The 17,095-nt window shown below is 69.9% G+C and carries 14 protein-coding genes and 1 pseudogene; 7 read left to right on the forward strand and 8 right to left on the reverse strand.

Translation table 11 applies throughout. The annotated features are described in order from the left end of the window. The first annotated feature begins 2 nt into the window (after positions 1-2). Positions 3-1,754, forward strand: a complete 1,752-nt coding sequence (locus KIS93_RS44680; protein WP_155128222.1) for a right-handed parallel beta-helix repeat-containing protein — start codon at positions 3-5, stop codon at positions 1,752-1,754. A 54-nt stretch (positions 1,755-1,808) separates the two neighbouring features. Here KIS93_RS44680 and KIS93_RS44685 read toward each other — a convergent pair whose 3' ends face one another. From KIS93_RS44685 to KIS93_RS44695, 3 genes are all read right to left on the reverse strand, one after another. After that, on the reverse strand, positions 1,809-2,504 hold the full coding sequence (locus tag KIS93_RS44685; protein WP_246005458.1) for an alpha-ketoglutarate-dependent dioxygenase AlkB: 696 nt from the start codon (positions 2,502-2,504) through the stop codon (positions 1,809-1,811). A 58-nt stretch (positions 2,505-2,562) separates the two neighbouring features. Further along, positions 2,563-3,684, reverse strand: a complete 1,122-nt coding sequence (locus KIS93_RS44690; RefSeq protein ID WP_230465435.1) for a hypothetical protein — start codon at positions 3,682-3,684, stop codon at positions 2,563-2,565. Between the two features lie 208 nt (positions 3,685-3,892). Then, positions 3,893-4,807 (reverse strand): hypothetical protein, encoded by a 915-nt coding sequence (locus KIS93_RS44695; RefSeq protein WP_155128225.1) that lies wholly within the window; start codon positions 4,805-4,807, stop codon positions 3,893-3,895. A 152-nt stretch (positions 4,808-4,959) separates the two neighbouring features. Between KIS93_RS44695 and KIS93_RS44700 the strand changes: the two genes are divergently transcribed. The 3 genes and pseudogenes from KIS93_RS44700 (at position 4,960) to KIS93_RS44705 (ending at position 7,808) form a co-directional block, all read left to right on the forward strand. Then, entirely contained in the window at positions 4,960-5,787 is an 828-nt protein-coding gene (locus KIS93_RS44700; RefSeq protein ID WP_155128228.1) for a DUF3558 family protein, read from the forward strand. A 467-nt stretch (positions 5,788-6,254) separates the two neighbouring features. Beyond that, a pseudogene (locus KIS93_RS69280) lies at positions 6,255-6,406 on the forward strand (IS982 family transposase); the annotation flags it as partial. 283 nt (positions 6,407-6,689) lie between these two features. Next, entirely contained in the window at positions 6,690-7,808 is a 1,119-nt protein-coding gene (locus KIS93_RS44705) for a hypothetical protein (RefSeq protein ID WP_080041375.1), read from the forward strand. Between the two features lie 325 nt (positions 7,809-8,133). Here the strand turns inward: KIS93_RS44705 and KIS93_RS44710 are convergent, their stop codons facing one another. Then, the gene (locus KIS93_RS44710; RefSeq protein WP_080041376.1) at positions 8,134-8,511 is read right to left on the reverse strand and encodes a hypothetical protein; all 378 of its coding nucleotides are present in this window, start codon (positions 8,509-8,511) and stop codon (positions 8,134-8,136) included. A 679-nt stretch (positions 8,512-9,190) separates the two neighbouring features. Here KIS93_RS44710 and KIS93_RS44715 point away from each other — a divergent pair. The 3 genes from KIS93_RS44715 (at position 9,191) to KIS93_RS44725 (ending at position 11,536) form a co-directional block, all read left to right on the forward strand. Then, entirely contained in the window at positions 9,191-10,255 is a 1,065-nt protein-coding gene (locus KIS93_RS44715; protein WP_080041377.1) for a hypothetical protein, read from the forward strand. A gap of 73 nt (positions 10,256-10,328) precedes the next feature. Further along, positions 10,329-10,748, forward strand: coding sequence for a hypothetical protein (locus KIS93_RS44720; protein ID WP_186404798.1), 420 nt, complete (start codon positions 10,329-10,331; stop codon positions 10,746-10,748). Continuing rightward, positions 10,655-11,536 (forward strand): DUF2786 domain-containing protein, encoded by an 882-nt coding sequence (locus KIS93_RS44725; protein WP_186404799.1) that lies wholly within the window; start codon positions 10,655-10,657, stop codon positions 11,534-11,536. The genes KIS93_RS44720 and KIS93_RS44725 overlap by 94 nt, the downstream gene beginning before the upstream one ends. A 9-nt stretch (positions 11,537-11,545) precedes the next feature. On the opposite strand, the gene KIS93_RS44730 is transcribed toward KIS93_RS44725, so the two are convergent. From KIS93_RS44730 to KIS93_RS44745, 4 genes are all read right to left on the reverse strand, one after another. Further along, complete coding sequence (locus KIS93_RS44730) at positions 11,546-12,133, reverse strand: hypothetical protein (protein WP_080041379.1); 588 nt, start codon at positions 12,131-12,133, stop codon at positions 11,546-11,548. A 186-nt stretch (positions 12,134-12,319) separates the two neighbouring features. Further along, positions 12,320-13,783 carry an RICIN domain-containing protein gene (locus KIS93_RS44735; RefSeq protein WP_080041380.1) on the reverse strand — a complete coding sequence of 488 codons (1,464 nt, stop codon included), beginning with the start codon at positions 13,781-13,783 and terminating at the stop codon, positions 12,320-12,322. A gap of 302 nt (positions 13,784-14,085) precedes the next feature. Continuing rightward, positions 14,086-15,537, reverse strand: coding sequence for a class I adenylate-forming enzyme family protein (locus tag KIS93_RS44740; protein ID WP_080041381.1), 1,452 nt, complete (start codon positions 15,535-15,537; stop codon positions 14,086-14,088). Further along, complete coding sequence (locus KIS93_RS44745; RefSeq protein ID WP_080041382.1) at positions 15,527-17,080, reverse strand: NAD(P)-binding domain-containing protein; 1,554 nt, start codon at positions 17,078-17,080, stop codon at positions 15,527-15,529. Before KIS93_RS44745 ends, KIS93_RS44740 begins: the two co-directional genes overlap by 11 nt. Positions 17,081-17,095 lie beyond the last annotated feature (15 nt).

The raw sequence follows: 17,095 nt of genomic DNA on the forward strand, positions 1-17,095 counted from the left end.
GCATGCTTGACGTGACCGCCTTCGGCGCGGTTCCCGGCGCGCGGGCGGACGCGGCGCCCGCCGTCACGGCCGCCCTGCGTGCGGCGGCGGCCCGGCGCGGGCCGGTGACGCTGCGGTTCCCGCCCGGCGACTACCACCTCTGGCCGGAACGGGCGCAGCGTCGCGAGCTGTACGTCTCCAACACCGTGGGCGACGACCCGCGCCACCGCGACAAGACGATCGCCCTGCTCGTCGAGGCGGCCGAGGACCTGGTGATCTCCGGTGCGGGCGCCCGCCTGATCCTGCACGGGCTGCAGACGACCTTCGCCGTGCTCGACTCCCGCCGGGTCCGGATCGAGGGGCTGACCTTCGACTTCGCCGTGCCGACCGTCGTGGACGCCACCGTGGTGGCCGCCGGGGTCGCGGGCGGGCGCGCGTACCGGCTGATCAGCGTGCCGGAGGCCACGCTCTTCTCCATCAGCGGCCGCTCCGTGCGCTGGCACGGGGAGCGCCTGGGCACGGGCGCGTACGCCTGGGAGGGGCTGGACGCGCTGGAGTACACGCAGGTGCACGATCCCGCGAGCGGGCGCACGCGCCGCGCCCCCAACCCGCTCTTCGAGCAGGTCAGGCGGGTCGAGGCGGTGGGGCGGCGGGAGATCCGCATCGAGTACGACCACGGCGACGAACCCGCCGACACCGGCCTCGTCTACCAGATGCGGCCGACGACCCGGGACCATCCGGGCGGGCTCGTGCTCGACAGCGCCGAGGTGACGCTGTCCGGCCTGCGGTTCGGGTTCCTGCACGGCTTCGGCGTCGTCGCGCAGGCCGCCCACGACGTCACCGTGGAGGGCTGCGCGTTCCGGGCGCCGCGCGGCACCGGCCGCCACAGCGCGGGGTACGCCGACTTCCTGCAGTTCTCCGGCTGCTCCGGCCGGGCCGTCGTACGCGACTGCCTCTTCGACGGGCCGCACGACGATCCGATCAACGTGCACGGCACCTACCTGCGCGTGACCGGCCAGCCCGGCCCGCGCACCCTGGAGCTGGAGTACGCGCACCCGGAAACCGCCGGCATGCCCCAGTTCGCGCCCGGCGACCAGATCGAGATCGTCGACCGCGAGACGCTGCGCCCCATCGCCGCGTCCACGGTGCGGCGGGTGCGCCAGCCCAGCGGCCGCGACCACGACACCCCGCTCAGAAGCATCGTCCTGACGGCCGGCACCCCGCTCCCCGGCGGCCTGGCCGGGCGCGCCGCGGTGGAGAACGTCACCAGGACCCCCGCCGTGCACCTCACCCGCAACGTCTTCCGCAACGTGCCGACCCGCGGCGTGCTCGTCACCACCCGCCGACCGGTGCTCATCTCGGAGAACCGGTTCGAGCGGACGGGGATGGCGGCCATCTACATCTCGGGCGACGCCGCCGAATGGTGGGAATCCGGGCCGGTGCGCGACGTCACCATACGGGACAACGAGATCATCGAACCCGGCGGGCCCGGCGTGCTCATCGACCCCCGCAACACCCGCTCCGACCCCGCCCATCCGGTGCACCGGGGCGTCGTCGTCGAGGGGAACCGCTTCGTGCTGGACGGCGTCCCCGCGCTCGACGCCAAGGACACGGCGGGCCTCCGCTTCTGCGGCAACACCGTCGTCCACGTGGGCGCGCCGGCGCGGGACGTCGTGCTGCGCTCGTGCCCGGACGCGGCCATCGAGCCGGCGCAGGCCGGGACCATCATCGGCACGCCAGGGGGCGAGGTGGTGTCTCGGCTCCCGCTCGAATGAGCGGTGACGCCCACCGCAGCGCCCGGCCTGCCTGATGGCCTGGAACAGGAAACATCAGACGGGCGGCATCAGGTCGCTCTCGCTGATCGTGTACGTGAGCATGGGGTAGGTGAAGTCCGTCTCCTGGTTCTCGCGCCGCCGCAGTTGGTAGAACTCGCGCCGCTGTTCGTCGTCGGCCGAGGTGAGGCGGGTGCCGTCCGGGAAACAGGCCTGTCCGTCGCGAAACCGTACGAAGGTCTTCGACGTTCGGAAGGTCACGCCCAACCATCGGTTCTCGGCCGGCTGGGAGGCTTTGTCCAGGACGATCTTGTGTTTGTATCGGCGATTCGTGTCCACGGAGAACACGACGGCGCTGTTGTGGGCCAAGGGGATCTCGAAACTCTCGCCGCCGGGCTCCTTGGATTCGACGATCAGCTTTCTCGGCGGGTTCGCCTTGGGATGCTCGTAGCAGGAGAAGACCGCGATATGCGACTCGTCCGCCAGATCGAGGGCCTGGTCGGAATGGCTGCCCATGGTCGCGTAGGCGTTCGTGTAGATCTCGATGAGAGCGTTGTTGAAGCCGGCGGCCGGCGCCGCACCTTCTTCGATCCGCTGGGCCAGCCATTCGTGCACCGCCCGGAAGCGTTGCGCCGGAGCGCCATATCGGGTGGTGGTGCGTACGAGCGGCACGTCGCCTGCCTCGCCGATCCTGACCAGGACCGCTCCCGACCGCCCCTTTCCCACGTCCTCGAACCGCGCCGATGCGTACAACTCCTTGAAGAGATCGCGTTCGGTGGGCAGGGTGTACGAGCGGATCTCGGCCAGCGGCCTACGTCCGGGGAGCAAGGTAATCTCCCGCGTTCATGCTGAAGAGGAACCCGTCGCCGTAGTCGATGAAAGACGAGGTCCTATTCTCCTCGGCGTACAGCTTGCGCAACTCGTCCATGCCCTCGGAGGTGGGGGGTTCCAGCTTCACCAGTGTGCCGTCCCTCTTCAGGTACGTGTGGCCGTTCCTGTGCACGGCTTCGGCGCTCGAACAGCGCACCACGTAACCCAGGCGGATCGGGAGCGACCCGACGTCCAGGGTCGACGGCCGGATCTCGTGCGTGTACAGCCGGTTGGTGGACAACGGCATGAAGAAGACGGAGTTCGGATACAGGGTGAGGGTGAACTGCCGGGGAAGCGCGTGCCCGGCGCGGCCTTCGGGCTCTTCTTTGAGGCGGAAATGGAGTTTGGTCAGCCCGCTCACGCCGTTGAGACCGAGGTCGAAGGCGTCTCCGGCCATGGGGCGCAGCTTGTCGAGCCCGTCGTAGAAGGTGCAGAAGGCCATGATGCCGTTGGCGGGCATGTCCTTGGTCTTGTCGGCGTGCGCCGAGATCTTGGCCTTCGACTGCTTGCGCTCGGCGCCGGCCGGGGTGTTGTGGTAGATCTGCGCGAGGACGTGGTTCAGCGGGGCGTGGTCCCGGAATATTGAGGCGGCCTCTCGGTTCAGAGCCTCGACGATCTGCGAGTCCGTGGCGGAGAAGTTGTCGGTCGGGCCCGAGAGGTTCGTGGAGCACCGGAGCAGACGGAAGTGCAGTTCGTCGCCGATTCGCGTGACCGGGGTCAGATAGATTCCGGTGCGGTGGGCCGTACCGGGCTTGGTGGACTCCGTCAGGGACTGGAATGCGTGCTCCGAACAGATCCGGTGGAAGTGGTCGGAGTCGAGGTCGAAGAAGCGCCGATAATACACGCCGACACCGTGTACGCGAATGGGAACCTGCCCGAGGCCCACAAACGACCAAGGCCGACACGCCTCTTCCTCGTAAGAGTACGAAAGTTCCCGGACCACTGACACCCGCGCTGCAGCAGCCACCTCATGGCCGCTGATCCTGGATATGTCGCCGCACAAGTACACGGTTTTCTGCTTCAAATCGGGCCGGCCGGAAAGAAAGTCATCCAGGCTGGTCACGGCCCCGCAGAAATTCTGAATCAGGTCGTCATCTCGCCGTAAGGGCGATGACACGAGCAAGAGATTGCTCGTATCCTCGATACGGGCGACTTTTCGTCCTGCTGGGTGCATGAAACCGTACCTGCTGTTCGAAATCCGCGATACACGCGATGGGGACAATCCAGTCCTACTGTATCGAACAGTTTCCTCACGCACCCTTTGGCGGCGATCACGTCAACGCCGCGATCGCGGTGCGGACCACGGCCTTCTCCTCATCGGTCAGCTTCGTAGGGTGGTGGGTGAAGGCGGAGGAGAGGTCGGTGACGGCGAGCAGCAGGGAGGCCGGATCGGCGGCGGAGGCCACGCCCTGATGCTTGTCGAACTCGGCGGCGAGAGCACGCAGACCTGCCGCGAGGTCCGGCTCCGGCACGGTGAGAGCTCCCGCGACCCGGCGCGCCTGCTCGGCCGCCCTGTCCTCCCAGTTCGACCAGTGCCAGCCGGGCCACCCCTGCCCCACGCTCCGCAGCGCACCGCGCAACGTGGCGGAGGTCCAGACGCCGGCGGTCTGATCGTCAAGGTCGAGGTGGACGCCGGCGACGACCTTGCCGGGGCAGGAAGTGATCGTCGGCCAGGCGGAGCGGTGCTCGTCCAGGCTCCCCGCCCCACTGCGGATGACCGCCTCGGCCGAATCGACGAGGTGAGCCCGCGTCCGCCCTTGGTGGACCACGGTGACCAGCACGTCGCACCACTCTTCGCCCGCCTGCGGATCCCCGGACCAGGTCGCGGCGAAGTCGACGACGTGGCCGGCCGCCGCCTTGAGCTGCCGAAGGCCGTCATAGGCCCACTCCACCCGCCAGCCCGGCCACGTACGGGCGAGCGCCGCCAAGGTAGCGAGCCGATAGCTCTGATCGGCGCCGCAGTGACAGAACAGCAGCAGTCGCCGTTCGTCATGGTCGATCAGACACGCACCTTCGCATTCGGGCTCCCACATCCATGAGCTCACCGCGCGCTGGCGGCGGGCGAACTGGGTCGCCAGCTCAGGGCCGGGCAGGAGGTCGAGTTCGAGCTGGTAGGCGCCCCACTGCGAGTAGTAGAGCCCTAGCCTGCCGTCCTGCATGACGACATAGTGTGCACGACTTCCCATGGCCACACCGTAATGTGACTGTCACTTACTGTGAGGCTCTTTCAGGAAATCCCGCTACTGACCACGCCAGAGGCCTGCCATGGAACGCCAGCCGATCTCGGAGTCGTCGACCCATCACAGGCCAGTGCGGGCGACGCTGTGGTTCCTGGGCGGTGAGGGAGGTTGCGCGCTTTGTCACCAGCGGCGTGCAACGCGCGCCGGGCACGTTCGGAGAGGATCAGGCGCGCTCGTGGCGGGAGGCGGTGTCGGCGCTGGCGCCGAGGATCGCGGAGATCCCGGGAGGGGTCCCGACACGGCGGGATATCCTCCGCCTCGTGACTCGACGAGCAGCCGACGAACCCTCCCCCAGGAACCGCCCGCACCGAGCCATGGCTGCGGTCGTGGCCCTGTTCTTGGCGTCGTGTGCGGTGGCCGCGTGCGGCGCGCAGGAGGGGAGCAGGACAGGCGGGGACACGCACCGGCCATCCGGCACACCTCCCACCAGCCCCGTCACCTCAGCGGCGTCGAGCAGCGCGGGCACCCCGACCCCGACTGGTTCCATACGACCGTCGGCCCCCGCGGCCGGCGGTCCGCTCACCCTTGCCGAGCTCGCCCAGCATCCCTGCCGCGCGATCCACGACGAGGACACCGGCAAGAGCAAGCTCTGGATCTTCGTCGACGGGACGCAACCGAACTACGACACCAAGTCCTGCCAGTGGGGCGCGAGGGGCGGGCTGGTGACCTTCACCCCGTACCCGTCGACGGATCAGACGAAGGCCGAGAAGTTCAAGCACCTCACACGAAAGAACATCAGCGGTCACCAGGCGCTGCTGGGCAGCAGCACAGATCACGGCAGAGAGACATACGTCCTGTTCGTCTCCGTCGGCAGAAAGCAGTCCTTCAGGCTCATGGTCCTCCCCTGGGGCGAGGACGTCCCGGGGCCGGACGCCCCGACTCTGGCCACCAATTTCGCGAAAGCGATCCTGTCCCACCTCCGATGAGCACGTCGGCTTCGCCACCAAGCCCCAACTGCTGCAGGCCATGATCGAACGGGCCATCGCCGCCGGCGTATCGTTCGGCTGGGTGACCGCCGAATGAGGCCTGCGGCGACAACGGATCACTGCGGCGGCACCTGGAAGCCCGGCGGATCTCCTACGTGTTCGCGGTTTCCCGTGCCCATCAGATCGCCACCGACGGTCCTGTGTACCGCCTGCTCGTCCGCCGCTCTCTCAGCAACTCCCGCGACCTGGCCTTCCTCGCCGTCACTCGCGCGGTCCTCGACCCGAACCTGCCCCACCAACCAGCACCAGCGGGCTCATCACGATCTCCGCCAACGAGATCCGCCGCCTCTTCACCCGGCCACCCACCAGCCGGGCCCACATCCTGCACTGGTCACGCTGGCGGTGACGCCACCAACCCCGTACGGAGTACGTACGTTCATGACGAACGGCTACTGCCGCTACATCCGGGGGGCTGCGCCCTGGAACCGCACGGCGGCCGTACAGTCGCCGACGTCGGCGGCCGCATCGCCCAGCGCATCCTGGCGCTGACCACCGCATCTGGCACAACCGCGACAACAGCCAGCCCATCACCCGAACACCGCTCGCCTACCACCACTGACCCGACATAGGACTTACTCGTCCAGCTCGTACGCGGGACTCGGCTGCTCGTCCGCGCCGCCCCGGCGGCTCGGCCGGCACGGTGGACTCCGGCGGTCACCGGAATTTTGCCGCGTCTCCGCGCAAAAGCGCTGATCAGGGACCCAGGAAGAACATCAAAAAGCCTTCACGTGAGCGGCGGATCCAGCATCCTGGGCATGACCGGAGCGTGCCCCGAGCACCGCCCCCACTGTCTCTGGTCCCCCTTTACTTGAACCGCTCCCCCTTTCCTTGAAGAGGTATCCGTGACTCGGTATGCCATCGACCGTGCCCGCCACACGCTCATCGCCCAGTGGGGCACCGGCATCGGCGACACCGCCACCGTCGTGGCCCGCCTCACTCACGACCAGCTCCCCCACGACACGCGCAAGCTCGCCGCCGAGCTGACGCACCTGTCCCAGCTCTGCTGGCGTTCCTACACGCACCCGGCCAGCGCCGCCGACCAGCACGGCCCGCACAGTCTCGGACGGCACCGGCAGCAAGAACGCGACGCCTTCGACAAGATCCTCCCGCTGCTGATCGCCACCGCCCCGTTCGCCAACCAGCCGATCACCACCAAGGTCGAGCAGGCCGCCCTGGCCATCGCCCGTACCCTGCGAAAACTCGACTCCTCCCAGCTCACCACGCACATCACCACCGACGTCGCGGCCGAGCTGGCCGCCATCGAGCAGGCCGAACGCGGCGACCTGTCCGACCGCGCCCAGCAGGCCGTCGCCCTCAGCCGCGAGGACGCCTCCCCGCTGCAGATCTCCCAGGCCGACCACCTGCTGCACGACAATCCCTTCGGCAGCCAGACCCTCTTCACCGAGGTCGATCCCACCGCGGCCGCCATCGCCGCCGCCCACTGGTACCACGCCGCCGTCACCGTCACCGCCCAGCACACAGCCCTGCACCCGATGCAGGTGGTCGGCAGCTCCGAGCAGCCCGACAAACCCCTCGCCGTCGAGAGCCTCAGCGACATCGCGACCGCCCTCGACACCGGCAGGCGCGCCCGGCATGTCGTCATGCCCCTGATCCGCAACGCCCTGCACGTCGCCGACGGCTACCTGCGGGGCATCCTCGGCGTCCAGCAGCGCATCACCGCCGCGCAGGAGTTCCTGCAAACCGCCAGGCCCGGCGTCAACCTCAGCCCTGACGCGATCCACCTGCCGCTCACCTCGCTCAACCCCGCCCGGCCCGCCCCCGACCTGCTCGACAACCTGCTGTACGGCATCGACACCTGCTGGCACCTCTACCAGCACCACAGCAACCGCCGCTCCCCCAATGCCGGAGCCGTCGAAGCCGCGCAGCAGGACCAGCTCCGCCAGGCATTCCTCAGCATGGTGCGGAAAGAAGCAGCCACCCGAAGCGAACGGCTGCTGTGACACTCCGTCCCGCGGCTCGGGCCTAGGGTGTTGACGGTCGGTTGGTGAAGACGGACCTCAACGCCCTTCTCACTGGCTGCACCATGTCACCGAGCACTTGCCTGGCGCCTTCCTATGTCTCAGCCGAGCTGGACGCCTGGAGCGCGCCTAGAGGCCCCTGTACGAAGTCGAGATCAGGGGGATCGCCTGCGGCCTCGGCGATCATCGCCTGCAGCAGCCGCTCGGACACGCCGGCCTGCATCCACGCGGAGCCCTCTTGTGGATCCGACGCCGCCGAGCGGCCCGAAGATCCGAACTTCGTACAGGGCCGCTGACCGGCCCGGGTTCAGGCGCGAGTGGCGGGATAGGCGGGGAAGGCAAGGTGGAGCCTGCTGGCGATGGCGTCAGTAATGGCGGGGCGGTAGCGGAGGGGGTGGCGGTCGGCGGCGGCGTCCCGATCGACCGCCGCGGCGAGGATCAGGGGCGCGAACGTCCGCGCCTGCACTTCCGCGTGAGAAAGGCGCGCCACCATCGTGCCGCCGAGGGCAGTCAGCCGATCGTCCAGCACACCGCGCCGAATCCAGGTGATCAGCACCTCATAGGCCCGGCCGTCACGGATCATCGGATCTGCCGCGGTCAGCATGGCGGCCAACTCGTCAACCGCCGCGGTCAGACCCTTCGGTACGGCGAAGTCATCCTTGATCACGGCGTCCCAGTCGACCATACGGCAAATGTATCGATCCCGGTAGGAAGCCAGGTAGCGAGGGGCGGATGAGGCTGAAGGGAGCCGTCCACGTTCGCGCGCCCATGGCATCGGCCTACCAAGATCGCTGGTGAGAATTCGGGGGCGACCCCTCTGATCTCGATTCCGTACAGGCCCGAACACGGGGTGCGGCCGAGCACATACAGCGGTTTGAGCAGCAGCGTCACGAACCGCCAGGAAAGCCACACGCGGTGATCGCATGGGCTGGCTCAGAACGCATGACGTGCGCGAGGACATTGGCGAGTCACCTCTCCCCCTGAGTCGAGAAAGGCGTCCATTCTCGACTTTCAGTCTCCCCGCCCCAGGTCGGCTTCCATGAGCAAGTCTCGGTAGTCGTGTTCCATCAGCTCCAGGGCCATTCGCCGGGCAGCGTCCGCAGCGCCTCGGTGTGGTCGGCCGCGCATGTGCGACGCCGAACTGTTTGGGGAGTCCGGCGGATCTTGCGTCCCGGGCCTCCGTACGCGGCGCGAGGCAGGGGAATTATGCCGCGTCTCCGAGCAAAAGCGCTGATCAGCGACCTGGGAACAACGTCAAAGAAGCTTCACCTGAGCCGCGGATCCAGCATCCTGGGCATGACCGGAAACTGCCCCGAGCAGAGCCCTCACCCTTTCCGGTCTCCCCTTCCCCCGAAGAGGTCTCCGTGACTCGATATGCCATCGACCGCGCCCGCAACACGCTCACCGCCCAGTGGAGCACCGGCATCGGCGACACCGCCACCATCGTGGCCCGTCTCGTCGGCGAGCAGCTGCACGACGCTCACCAGCTGGCCGCCGAGCTGACGCAGCTGTCGCAGCTCTGCTGGCGTTCCTACACGCATCCTGCCAGTACCGCCGAGCAGCACGGCCCTCACAGTCTCGGGCGGCAGCGGCAGTTGGAACGTGATGCCTTCGACAAGGTGCTGCCCACGTTGATCGCCGCCAGGGCCGACGGTCAACCGGCCGTCACCAAGATCGAGCAGGCTGCCCTGGCCGTCGCCCGTACCCTGCGAAAGCTCGACACCTGCGAGCTCACCACGAGCGTCACCACCGACGTCGGCGCCGAGCTGGCCGCCGTCGAGCAGGCCGAACGGGGGGACCTGGCCGAGCGGGCCCAGCAGGCCGTCGCCCTCAGCCGTGAGGATGCCTCACCGCTGCAGATCTCCCAGGCCGACCGGTTGCTGTACGACGACCCGTTCGGCGGTCAGGCGTTGTTCACCGAGGTCGATCCCACCGCGGCCGCCATCGCCGCCGCCCACTGGTTCCACGCCGCCGTCACCGTCACGGCCCAGCGCACCAACCGGCATCCGATCCAGGTCGTCGGCAGCGCCGAGCAGGCCGGCAAGCCCCTCGCCATCGAGAGCCTCATCGACATCGCCACCGCCATATCCGCCGGCACGCGGGCCCGGCACGTCGTCATGCCGCTGATCCGTAACGCCCTGCACATCGCCGACGGCTACGTGCACGGCATCCTCGACCTCCAGCACCGCATCGCCACCGCCCAGGAGTTCGTCCACACCGCCGACCCCGAGCTCGGCCTCACGCCCGACACCATCCCCCTGCCGCTCACCTCGCTCAACCCCACCAGGCCCGCCCCCGACCTGCTCGACAACCTGCTGCACGGCATCCACACCTGCTGGCAGCTCTACCAGCACCACAGTGACGCCCGGCAGGAGTTCGTCGACGCCACCCGGGAAGAAGCAGCCGTCCGCAGCGAACGCCTGCTGTGACACCCCTTCAAGAAACCGTGCCACCCTTCGCCACGGTAGAGTTCTGGCGGACTTTCTAAGGTGGACGGCACGGGTGAGCAAGGCCAACGAGTTGATCGGCGCGGCGCTGGACGCGCTCGCCCACGAGGATCAGGCGGCCTTCGACTCCGCCGCCGCCTTCCTGGCCGACCGCGACGACGCCGATCGCATGCTGGTGGAGGCCGCGACCCGAGCGATCTCGGCGTTGTGGCGGGGCGGCTGGCAGCCCGCCGACGTGGTCAGGATCGCGACCCGGCGGCTGACGGACTGGCACGGGCGGGTGGCGGCCGACCTCGTCGCCTGGGAGCTGCGAGCCTACGCGCCGGCCACGGTGGATGAGCGCTGGCGCGACCAGCTCGCCGGTCTTGAAGCCTCCGTGTGGTGGACGGGGGCTACCTGGCCGCGCGGCAGGCGCGCGACGGGGCCGGCCGGCTGGTGGCCGTGTCCGGGGTGCTGGAGCTGCTGGGGTTGCTGACCGGGCTGCCGCGCCTGGAGTCGCTGGGCCCGCCGCCCGGGACCGCCCGCCGTGCGGTGCGGGCGCGCCCGCACGCGGTCAGCGAGAAGATGCTCACGCGGGTACGCGCGTTGCTGGCCAAGGCGGAGTCGACGGCGTACGAGGCGGAGGCCGAGACGTTCACCTCGGCGGCGCAGAGCCTCATGGCGAAGTACAGTATCGACGCGGCGATGCTGGAGGCGCAGCCGGGCGGAGGTGCGGGCCCGTCGGGTATCCGGGTCGGGATCGACGCGCCGTACGAGGAGCCCAAGGCCATGCTGCTCAACCTCGTCGCCGAGGCCAACCGGTGCCGGGTGATCTGGTCGAAGGAGCTGGGGTTCGCGACGGTGCTGGGGTTCGGGGCGGACCTGTCGTGGGTGGAGGTGCTGTTCACCTCGCTGCTGGTGCAGGCGCAGACCGCGCTGGTGAACTCGGGCACCAAGAAGCACGGCAGCGGCCGGTCCAGGAACAAGGCGTTCCGCCAGTCGTTCCTGTCGGCGTTCGCCGTGCGGATCGGGGAGCGGCTCGCCGAGGCCACGGCGGAGGCGGTCGCGCAGGAGAGCGCCAGCCGGGGCACCGACCTGGTGCCCGTGCTGGCGGCGCGCGAGGAGGAGGTGGAGCAGGCGGTCGAGCGCATGTTCCCGAGCCTGGTCTCGCACCGGATGCGCACCGCCTGGGACGGGGAGGGCTGGGCGGCCGGCCGTACCGCCGCTGATCAGGCCAGCCTGGGGGCGGGTGACCGCGTGCCAAATATCCGTCCGCGCGGGTGACATCGGGAGTCACGCGGGTGGGCGGCCTGTCGCCTTGCGGATCGCCTGGTCCAGCCGGTCCCTGGTCCGCTGCGGCGGGGGCTCGGGCGGAGGGGATGGCGTGGGCGGTGCCGAGCGCAGCCCGGCTCCGCACCGGTCGGTGGTGCGGATGAGCACGGCCGGCGCCGGCGGGGCCGGCCACAGGTGCAGGTGGTACAGCTCGCCGGGGTCGTCGTGGACGGCGTCGAAGTGGGCGTCGCGGCCGCGGACGAAGGCGCGCAGCCGGTACCAGCCGGGGCCGTCCTGGCTGAGCACGGGCAGGACGGCGACGGGGCCGGTTTCCAGGGAGTCGAGGCGCAGGTCGCCGCGCGGAGCGTGCACGCCGGCCTCGACGATGTCCTCCCAGGGAGTCTCTGGGTCGAGGTCGACCGGCTGGGTGGCGAGCGTGATGCCGACGTGGACCGTGCCGGTGTCGATGCCCGTATAGATGAGCGCGCCGGCGGACATGACGACGACCAGGCCGGTGGAGTGGTCGGCCGTCCCGATCGGGAGGTCGCCGCCGTCCAGCAGGCCGAAGGCGTGGTCGCTGACGCGGACGGCGGCGGAGACGTCCATCATGCTCTGGCCTTCCTGGACGCGGTGGAAAGGACGTGCCCGGCACGGGCGGGAACCCCTGCCGGGCCGCTGTCCGGTGCGGTCATGCTCCCACGGTGACGCGCCGTCCAGGACGCGCTCGCGCCGGAGCTCAGCCCTTCGCAGGAGCGGGGCGGTGTCCCCGGCCCCATGCCGGCTGTGCGGTGGGGGCTATACGTCCCAGTGCTGGTTGGCGCCGCCCCAGCATGTGTACTGCTGGAGGCGGGCGCTGTCCGCCGTGGACTGGCCGGAGACGTCGAGGCACTTGCCCGAGTGGCGGGCGACGATCTCGACGTAGTTCGTGCCGGACACCGGACGGAGTTGCCACTGCTGGTTGGTGCCGGTGCCGCAGGTGTACTGGATGACGGGGGCGTTGTTCGCGGTGGAGGCGCTGTTGACGTCGAGGCACTTGCCCGAGTGTTGGGCCACGATGTTGTGGTAGCCGTTGCCCAGGTCGCGGAGCTGCCACTGCTGGTTGGTGGCGCCGCTGCAGGTGTACTGGACGATCTCGGCGGCGTTCGCGGTCGAGGCTTGCAGGACGTCGGCGCACTTGCCGGAGTTCTGGTTGACGATCTGGGTCGTGGTGGTCGGGCCGCCGCCGCCGTCCACGGCGTCGCCCCAGCCGTAGCGCAGGCGGGTGGCGCCGGAGGGGTTGCGGATGGTGAGGTCGAGGTTCGTGCCGGTGCCGCTCTTGGCGTACATCGAGTACCAGTCGTAGCCGATGTCGCCGGGCTTGCCGCCGATGGCCGGCCAGTAGGTGCCGCCCATGGCGTTGTCGCGCATCACCTGGGTGACGGCGCGGATGTGGCGGACGAAGTTGTCGGTGCTGTTCGCGTCGGCGTAGTTCAGGCCGTTGTTCATCGGGGCGCCGAACTCGGTGACGACCGCCCGCGAGGCGCAGGTGCCGAGGCGGGTCTGGACGTGGGAGCGCCAGCCGTCGTACGTGTTGGCCGCGTAGAAGAACGCGTAGTGGTGGAACGAGAACAGCGTGCCGGAGAAACGCGAGTCGGTGCACAGGTCACGCAGGTCCTGGCTGAAGCCGGTGCCGCCGACGAGCACCCGGCTCGGCGGGGCCGCCGAGTGGGAGGTCAGCCAGTCGGCGGCGAGGTTGCGCCATTCGGCGGAGCTGTAGCCGTGCGGCTCGTTCATCGGCTCGAAGTACACGAGGCCGTTCGAGCCGTACTGGGAGGTCACCGTCGACCACATCGCGTGCCACGCCGGCAGGTTCGTGACGCGGCCGCCCGAGGCGGCGCCGTCCTCCCAGTACGCGAGGATGACCTTCCATCCGCGCGCCGTGGCGGCGTCGATGGCACCGCGGTAGGCGTTCCACCAGGTGGTGCCGACGGTGTGGGTGTTGATCGGCAGCCGGACGGTGTTCACGCCGAGGCTCGACTGCATGTCGTCGTACAGCGCGTTGGCCTTGGCCTGGACGGTGGCGTAGCTGTCGGAGGCGCTCAGCCCGTCGATGACGAGCGGGCCGGTGCTGAAGTTGTCGCCGAGCACCGCCCAGTTCATGCCGCGGAACTGGCTGGTCGCGGCGGCCGCGGGCGTCGTCCATGAACTCACGGCGATGATCGGCAGGAGCAGCAGGGCCGTCAGCGCGGCGAGCAGGCGCCTGGCTCGGGAGGTGTGCATGCGGGAACCCTTCTCGTGCGTCGTCGCGGGGCCCTGCTCAAGGGCCGGAGGGCCGGCGAGTCGGAAACAGTCGTGGTCGCGCGATGTCGGACGGGCACGACGGAACGTGGTGCGGGTCATGGGTCTCTCCTTGCGGGGGCATGCGCCGGGGCATGCGCGGGGGCATGCGCGAGGGGCCGGCGGCACTGCCGGCTCGCGCACGCTCACCGCGTGATCGTTGACGCCCGCCCGGAGAGGAATCCGTCTTGCAAGCTCAAGTTAGCGCTAACAGATCGCCGGGAAAAGGTGTCGATCCTGATCGCTCACCGCGCGGGCAGGAGGAGGCGTTTGTCCGGCTTGCCGTTCGGGCCCACCGGGACCTCGTCGATGACGGTGATCGTCGCGGGGACGCAGGCGTCGCCCAGGCGCTCGGCGACCCGCTCGCGCAGAGCGGCCGGGTCGGGCGTGCGGCCCGGCTCCAGGACCACGAAGGCGTGGGCCGCCTCGCCGGTCTCCTCGTCGGGGGCGCCGACGACGTACGCCTCCGCGATGCCGGGCGCGGCGGCGAGTGCGCGCTCGATGGGGCCCGCGTAGTGCAGGTTCGCGTTGATGATGATGACGTCCCTGGTGCGGCCGGTCAGGTACAGGCGGCCGTCGTGGTCGAAGTGGCCCAGGTCGCGGGTGCGTACCCAGCCGTCGACGAACACCTCCGCGCTCTGGCCGGGGTCGGCCCAGTAGCCGATGGCCTGGGCGGGGGTGCGGACGTACAGCTCGCCGTCCACCCCGGGCGGCACCGGGCGGCCGTCCGGGCTACGGGCCTCGACGTCGATGACGTCCGGCGGGATCCCCACCGACGGGGGGACGTCCTGCGGCGTCGCCATGGAGATGGTGCCGGTCTCCGTCTGGCCGTAGCCGTGGAAGACGACCGGGCCCAGCACGTCGCGCGCCTCCCGCAGCCGGGACGCCTCCAGCGGCGAGCCGGACACCATGAGCGCCCGCAGGCTGCTCAGGTCGGCCGGCCGGCGTCGCTGGGCGGCGACCAGCTTGTACAGGCGGGGCACGGTGATGACGCTGGCCGTGGCCCGGAGCCGGGTGATCGCGTCGGGGAACGCCGGCGGGTCGGCGACGACCATGGTGCCGCCGGCGGCCAGGGTGAGGACGCCGTACTCCATCATGACCTGGCTGCTCAGCGAGCCGAACACGAGGTAGCGCCCCAGCCGGGAGGCCAGCTCCTTGATCGCCGGCGGCCACGCCTCGGGGCGGGCCGTCCAGGCCGCGCTCATGGCGGCGTACGTCTGCGCGCACGCCTTGGGGGTGCCGGTGCTGCCGCTGGTGTAGAGCAGGCGGGCGACGTCGCCCGGGCGGGCGGACAGCTCGGGCCGGCCGCCCTCGTCCGGGGTGCTGAGGAGGCCGGAGAGGGAGAGCGTGCCGCCGTCGTCGTCGGTGACGGTCGCGTCGACGTCCTGGTGGAGGACGTGGTGCAGCTGGGCGGGGGGCAGCCCGGGCCGTACGCCGACGACCCGGGCTCCCACGACGTGACCGGCGATGATCGCGGCGAACGCCTCGGGGGTGACGCCGAGCATCATGGCGACGCCGTCCCCCGGGCCGAGCCCCGCCGCGCGCAGGCCGGCCGCGATCCGCCGGACGAGGCCGAGCATCCGCGCGCCGCTCACGGTGCGGGTGCCGTGCTCGAACACGGTCCGGTCCCCGGCGGCGGCCAGCAGGTCGAGGACCGGCCCCGGGTACGGCTCGCCCGGCGTCACCTCAGCCGGCATCGGCCAGGCACTCCTTGACGAAGACGGACAGCGGCTGCTGGTGCACCATCGGCAGGTTCCACTCGTTGTCGAGGTTCTCGGCGAGGTGGTGCACCCCGGCGAGTTCGCCGTCGCGGTAGTGGCGCACCACGGGGTGCAGGTAGCTGGCGTCGTAGGCGTGGGCGGCGTCGTTCTCGGTGACGCGCGGGACCGAGATGTCGAACGGGTCCGCGGTGTCGTGATCCTCCCCGTACTCCAGAGTGATGACGAACCGGTGCCCGGCAGGGCCGAGGCCGCCGTCGGCGACGTACGCCACCGGCACCTCCTCCTGGTACAGCGCGATGTCGCCGGCCACCGAGACCACGTCGCCGAGCACGCCGAACTGCTGCCACAGCGCCGACGACCGGTTCACCCTGGCGATGATCGCGTCGCTGATCGCGTCGGGGGCCGCCGCGACCTCCTCGGCGGGCCAGGGGGTGTCGTGGTGGCGGGCGTTCAGGATGCGGTGCAGGGCGCGCGTCCCGTACCGGAAGCCGTGGATGAATCCGCTGGTGGAGCTCTTGAAGTCGCGCTGCTGGGTGAGCGTGCCGGTGAAGTAGAGGCCGGGCACGCCGGTCGACTCGTACGACGGCGTCTGCTCGGGGAACCGGTCGTTGATCACCATCGGCGGGCGGCAACTGTCGTCGAACACCGACGCGTCGAACCGGAACCCGGTGCACGCGATGACCCGGTCGTAGAACAGCTCGCGCAGCGCCTCCACGGTGCGCGCGTAGCGGAACAGCACCCGGTAGGTGCCGTCGTCGCGGCGTTCGATGCTCTCCACCGTGCCGTCCAGCACGGAGTTCTGGGACTTGAGCTGGTAGCTGTCGAGGAAGTTGTTGTTCACCGCGCGCAGGTGGCCGACGTAGTGCGACTGCCAGGCCATCCTGATGGAGTGCGGCCCGGCGACGTGGATGACCGCCGCCCGCTCCATCAGCGCGTCCGCGGTCTCGAAGCCCGAGTTGCCCTTGCCGATGATGAGCACGCGCTGGTCGGTGAAGGTGCGCGGGTCGGTCTCGAACGTGTCGTAGCGCTCGGCGGTCTCGATGCCGGGGATCGGCGGGACGTACAGCTGGGAGACGCCGGTGGCCATGACCAGGCGGCGGGCCCGCCACGAGCGCCCGTCCTGGTCGACGGCGGTGAAGCCGTCGGCGTCGCGGCCGATCCGTACGACGTCGGTGCCATATTGCACCCGCACGCCGGTCGCCCGCGCGAAGTCGGACAGGTAGCGCAGGAAGTCGTCGGCCTGCGGGAAGTAGCGCTCGGTGTAGCGGGTGAACAGCAGCTCCGGGTCGTCGCTCAGCAGCGAGTTCCAGTCCATCCGCAGCCGCAGCTCCGGATCCTCGTACCCGGTGTGGACCTTGTTGATGGAAATGAGCCGGCGGTGCCGCGGGAACCTGGTGAAGAAGGTTCCGGGACCGCTTCCGCGTTCCAGGACGACATAGTCATGACCGTCGCGTTCGAGGAGGGAGGCCAGCTGCAGACCGGCCGGCCCGGCACCGATGATCAGGTAGTCGTGCGCCATGTGCCGGACGCTACG

Origin of the sequence: [Actinomadura] parvosata subsp. kistnae (assembly GCF_900323885.1) — a bacterium.
In the GTDB taxonomy this organism is placed as follows: Bacteria; Actinomycetota; Actinomycetes; order Streptosporangiales; family Streptosporangiaceae; genus Nonomuraea; species Nonomuraea composti.

What these genes read in the sequence shown, in the direction of transcription:
- KIS93_RS44680 (WP_155128222.1), top strand. Translation starts at nt 3, where the DNA reads ATGCTTGACGTGACCGCCTTCGGCGCGGTTCCCGGCGCGCGGGCGGAC.
- KIS93_RS44695 (WP_155128225.1), bottom strand. Translation starts at nt 4,807, where the DNA reads ATGGGAAGTCGTGCACACTATGTCGTCATGCAGGACGGCAGGCTAGGG.
- KIS93_RS44710 (WP_080041376.1), bottom strand. Translation starts at nt 8,511, where the DNA reads ATGGTCGACTGGGACGCCGTGATCAAGGATGACTTCGCCGTACCGAAG.
- KIS93_RS44730 (WP_080041379.1), bottom strand. Translation starts at nt 12,133, where the DNA reads ATGATGGACGTCTCCGCCGCCGTCCGCGTCAGCGACCACGCCTTCGGC.
- KIS93_RS44735 (WP_080041380.1), bottom strand. Translation starts at nt 13,783, where the DNA reads ATGCACACCTCCCGAGCCAGGCGCCTGCTCGCCGCGCTGACGGCCCTG.
- KIS93_RS44740 (WP_080041381.1), bottom strand. Translation starts at nt 15,537, where the DNA reads ATGCCGGCTGAGGTGACGCCGGGCGAGCCGTACCCGGGGCCGGTCCTC.
- KIS93_RS44745 (WP_080041382.1), bottom strand. Translation starts at nt 17,080, where the DNA reads ATGGCGCACGACTACCTGATCATCGGTGCCGGGCCGGCCGGTCTGCAG.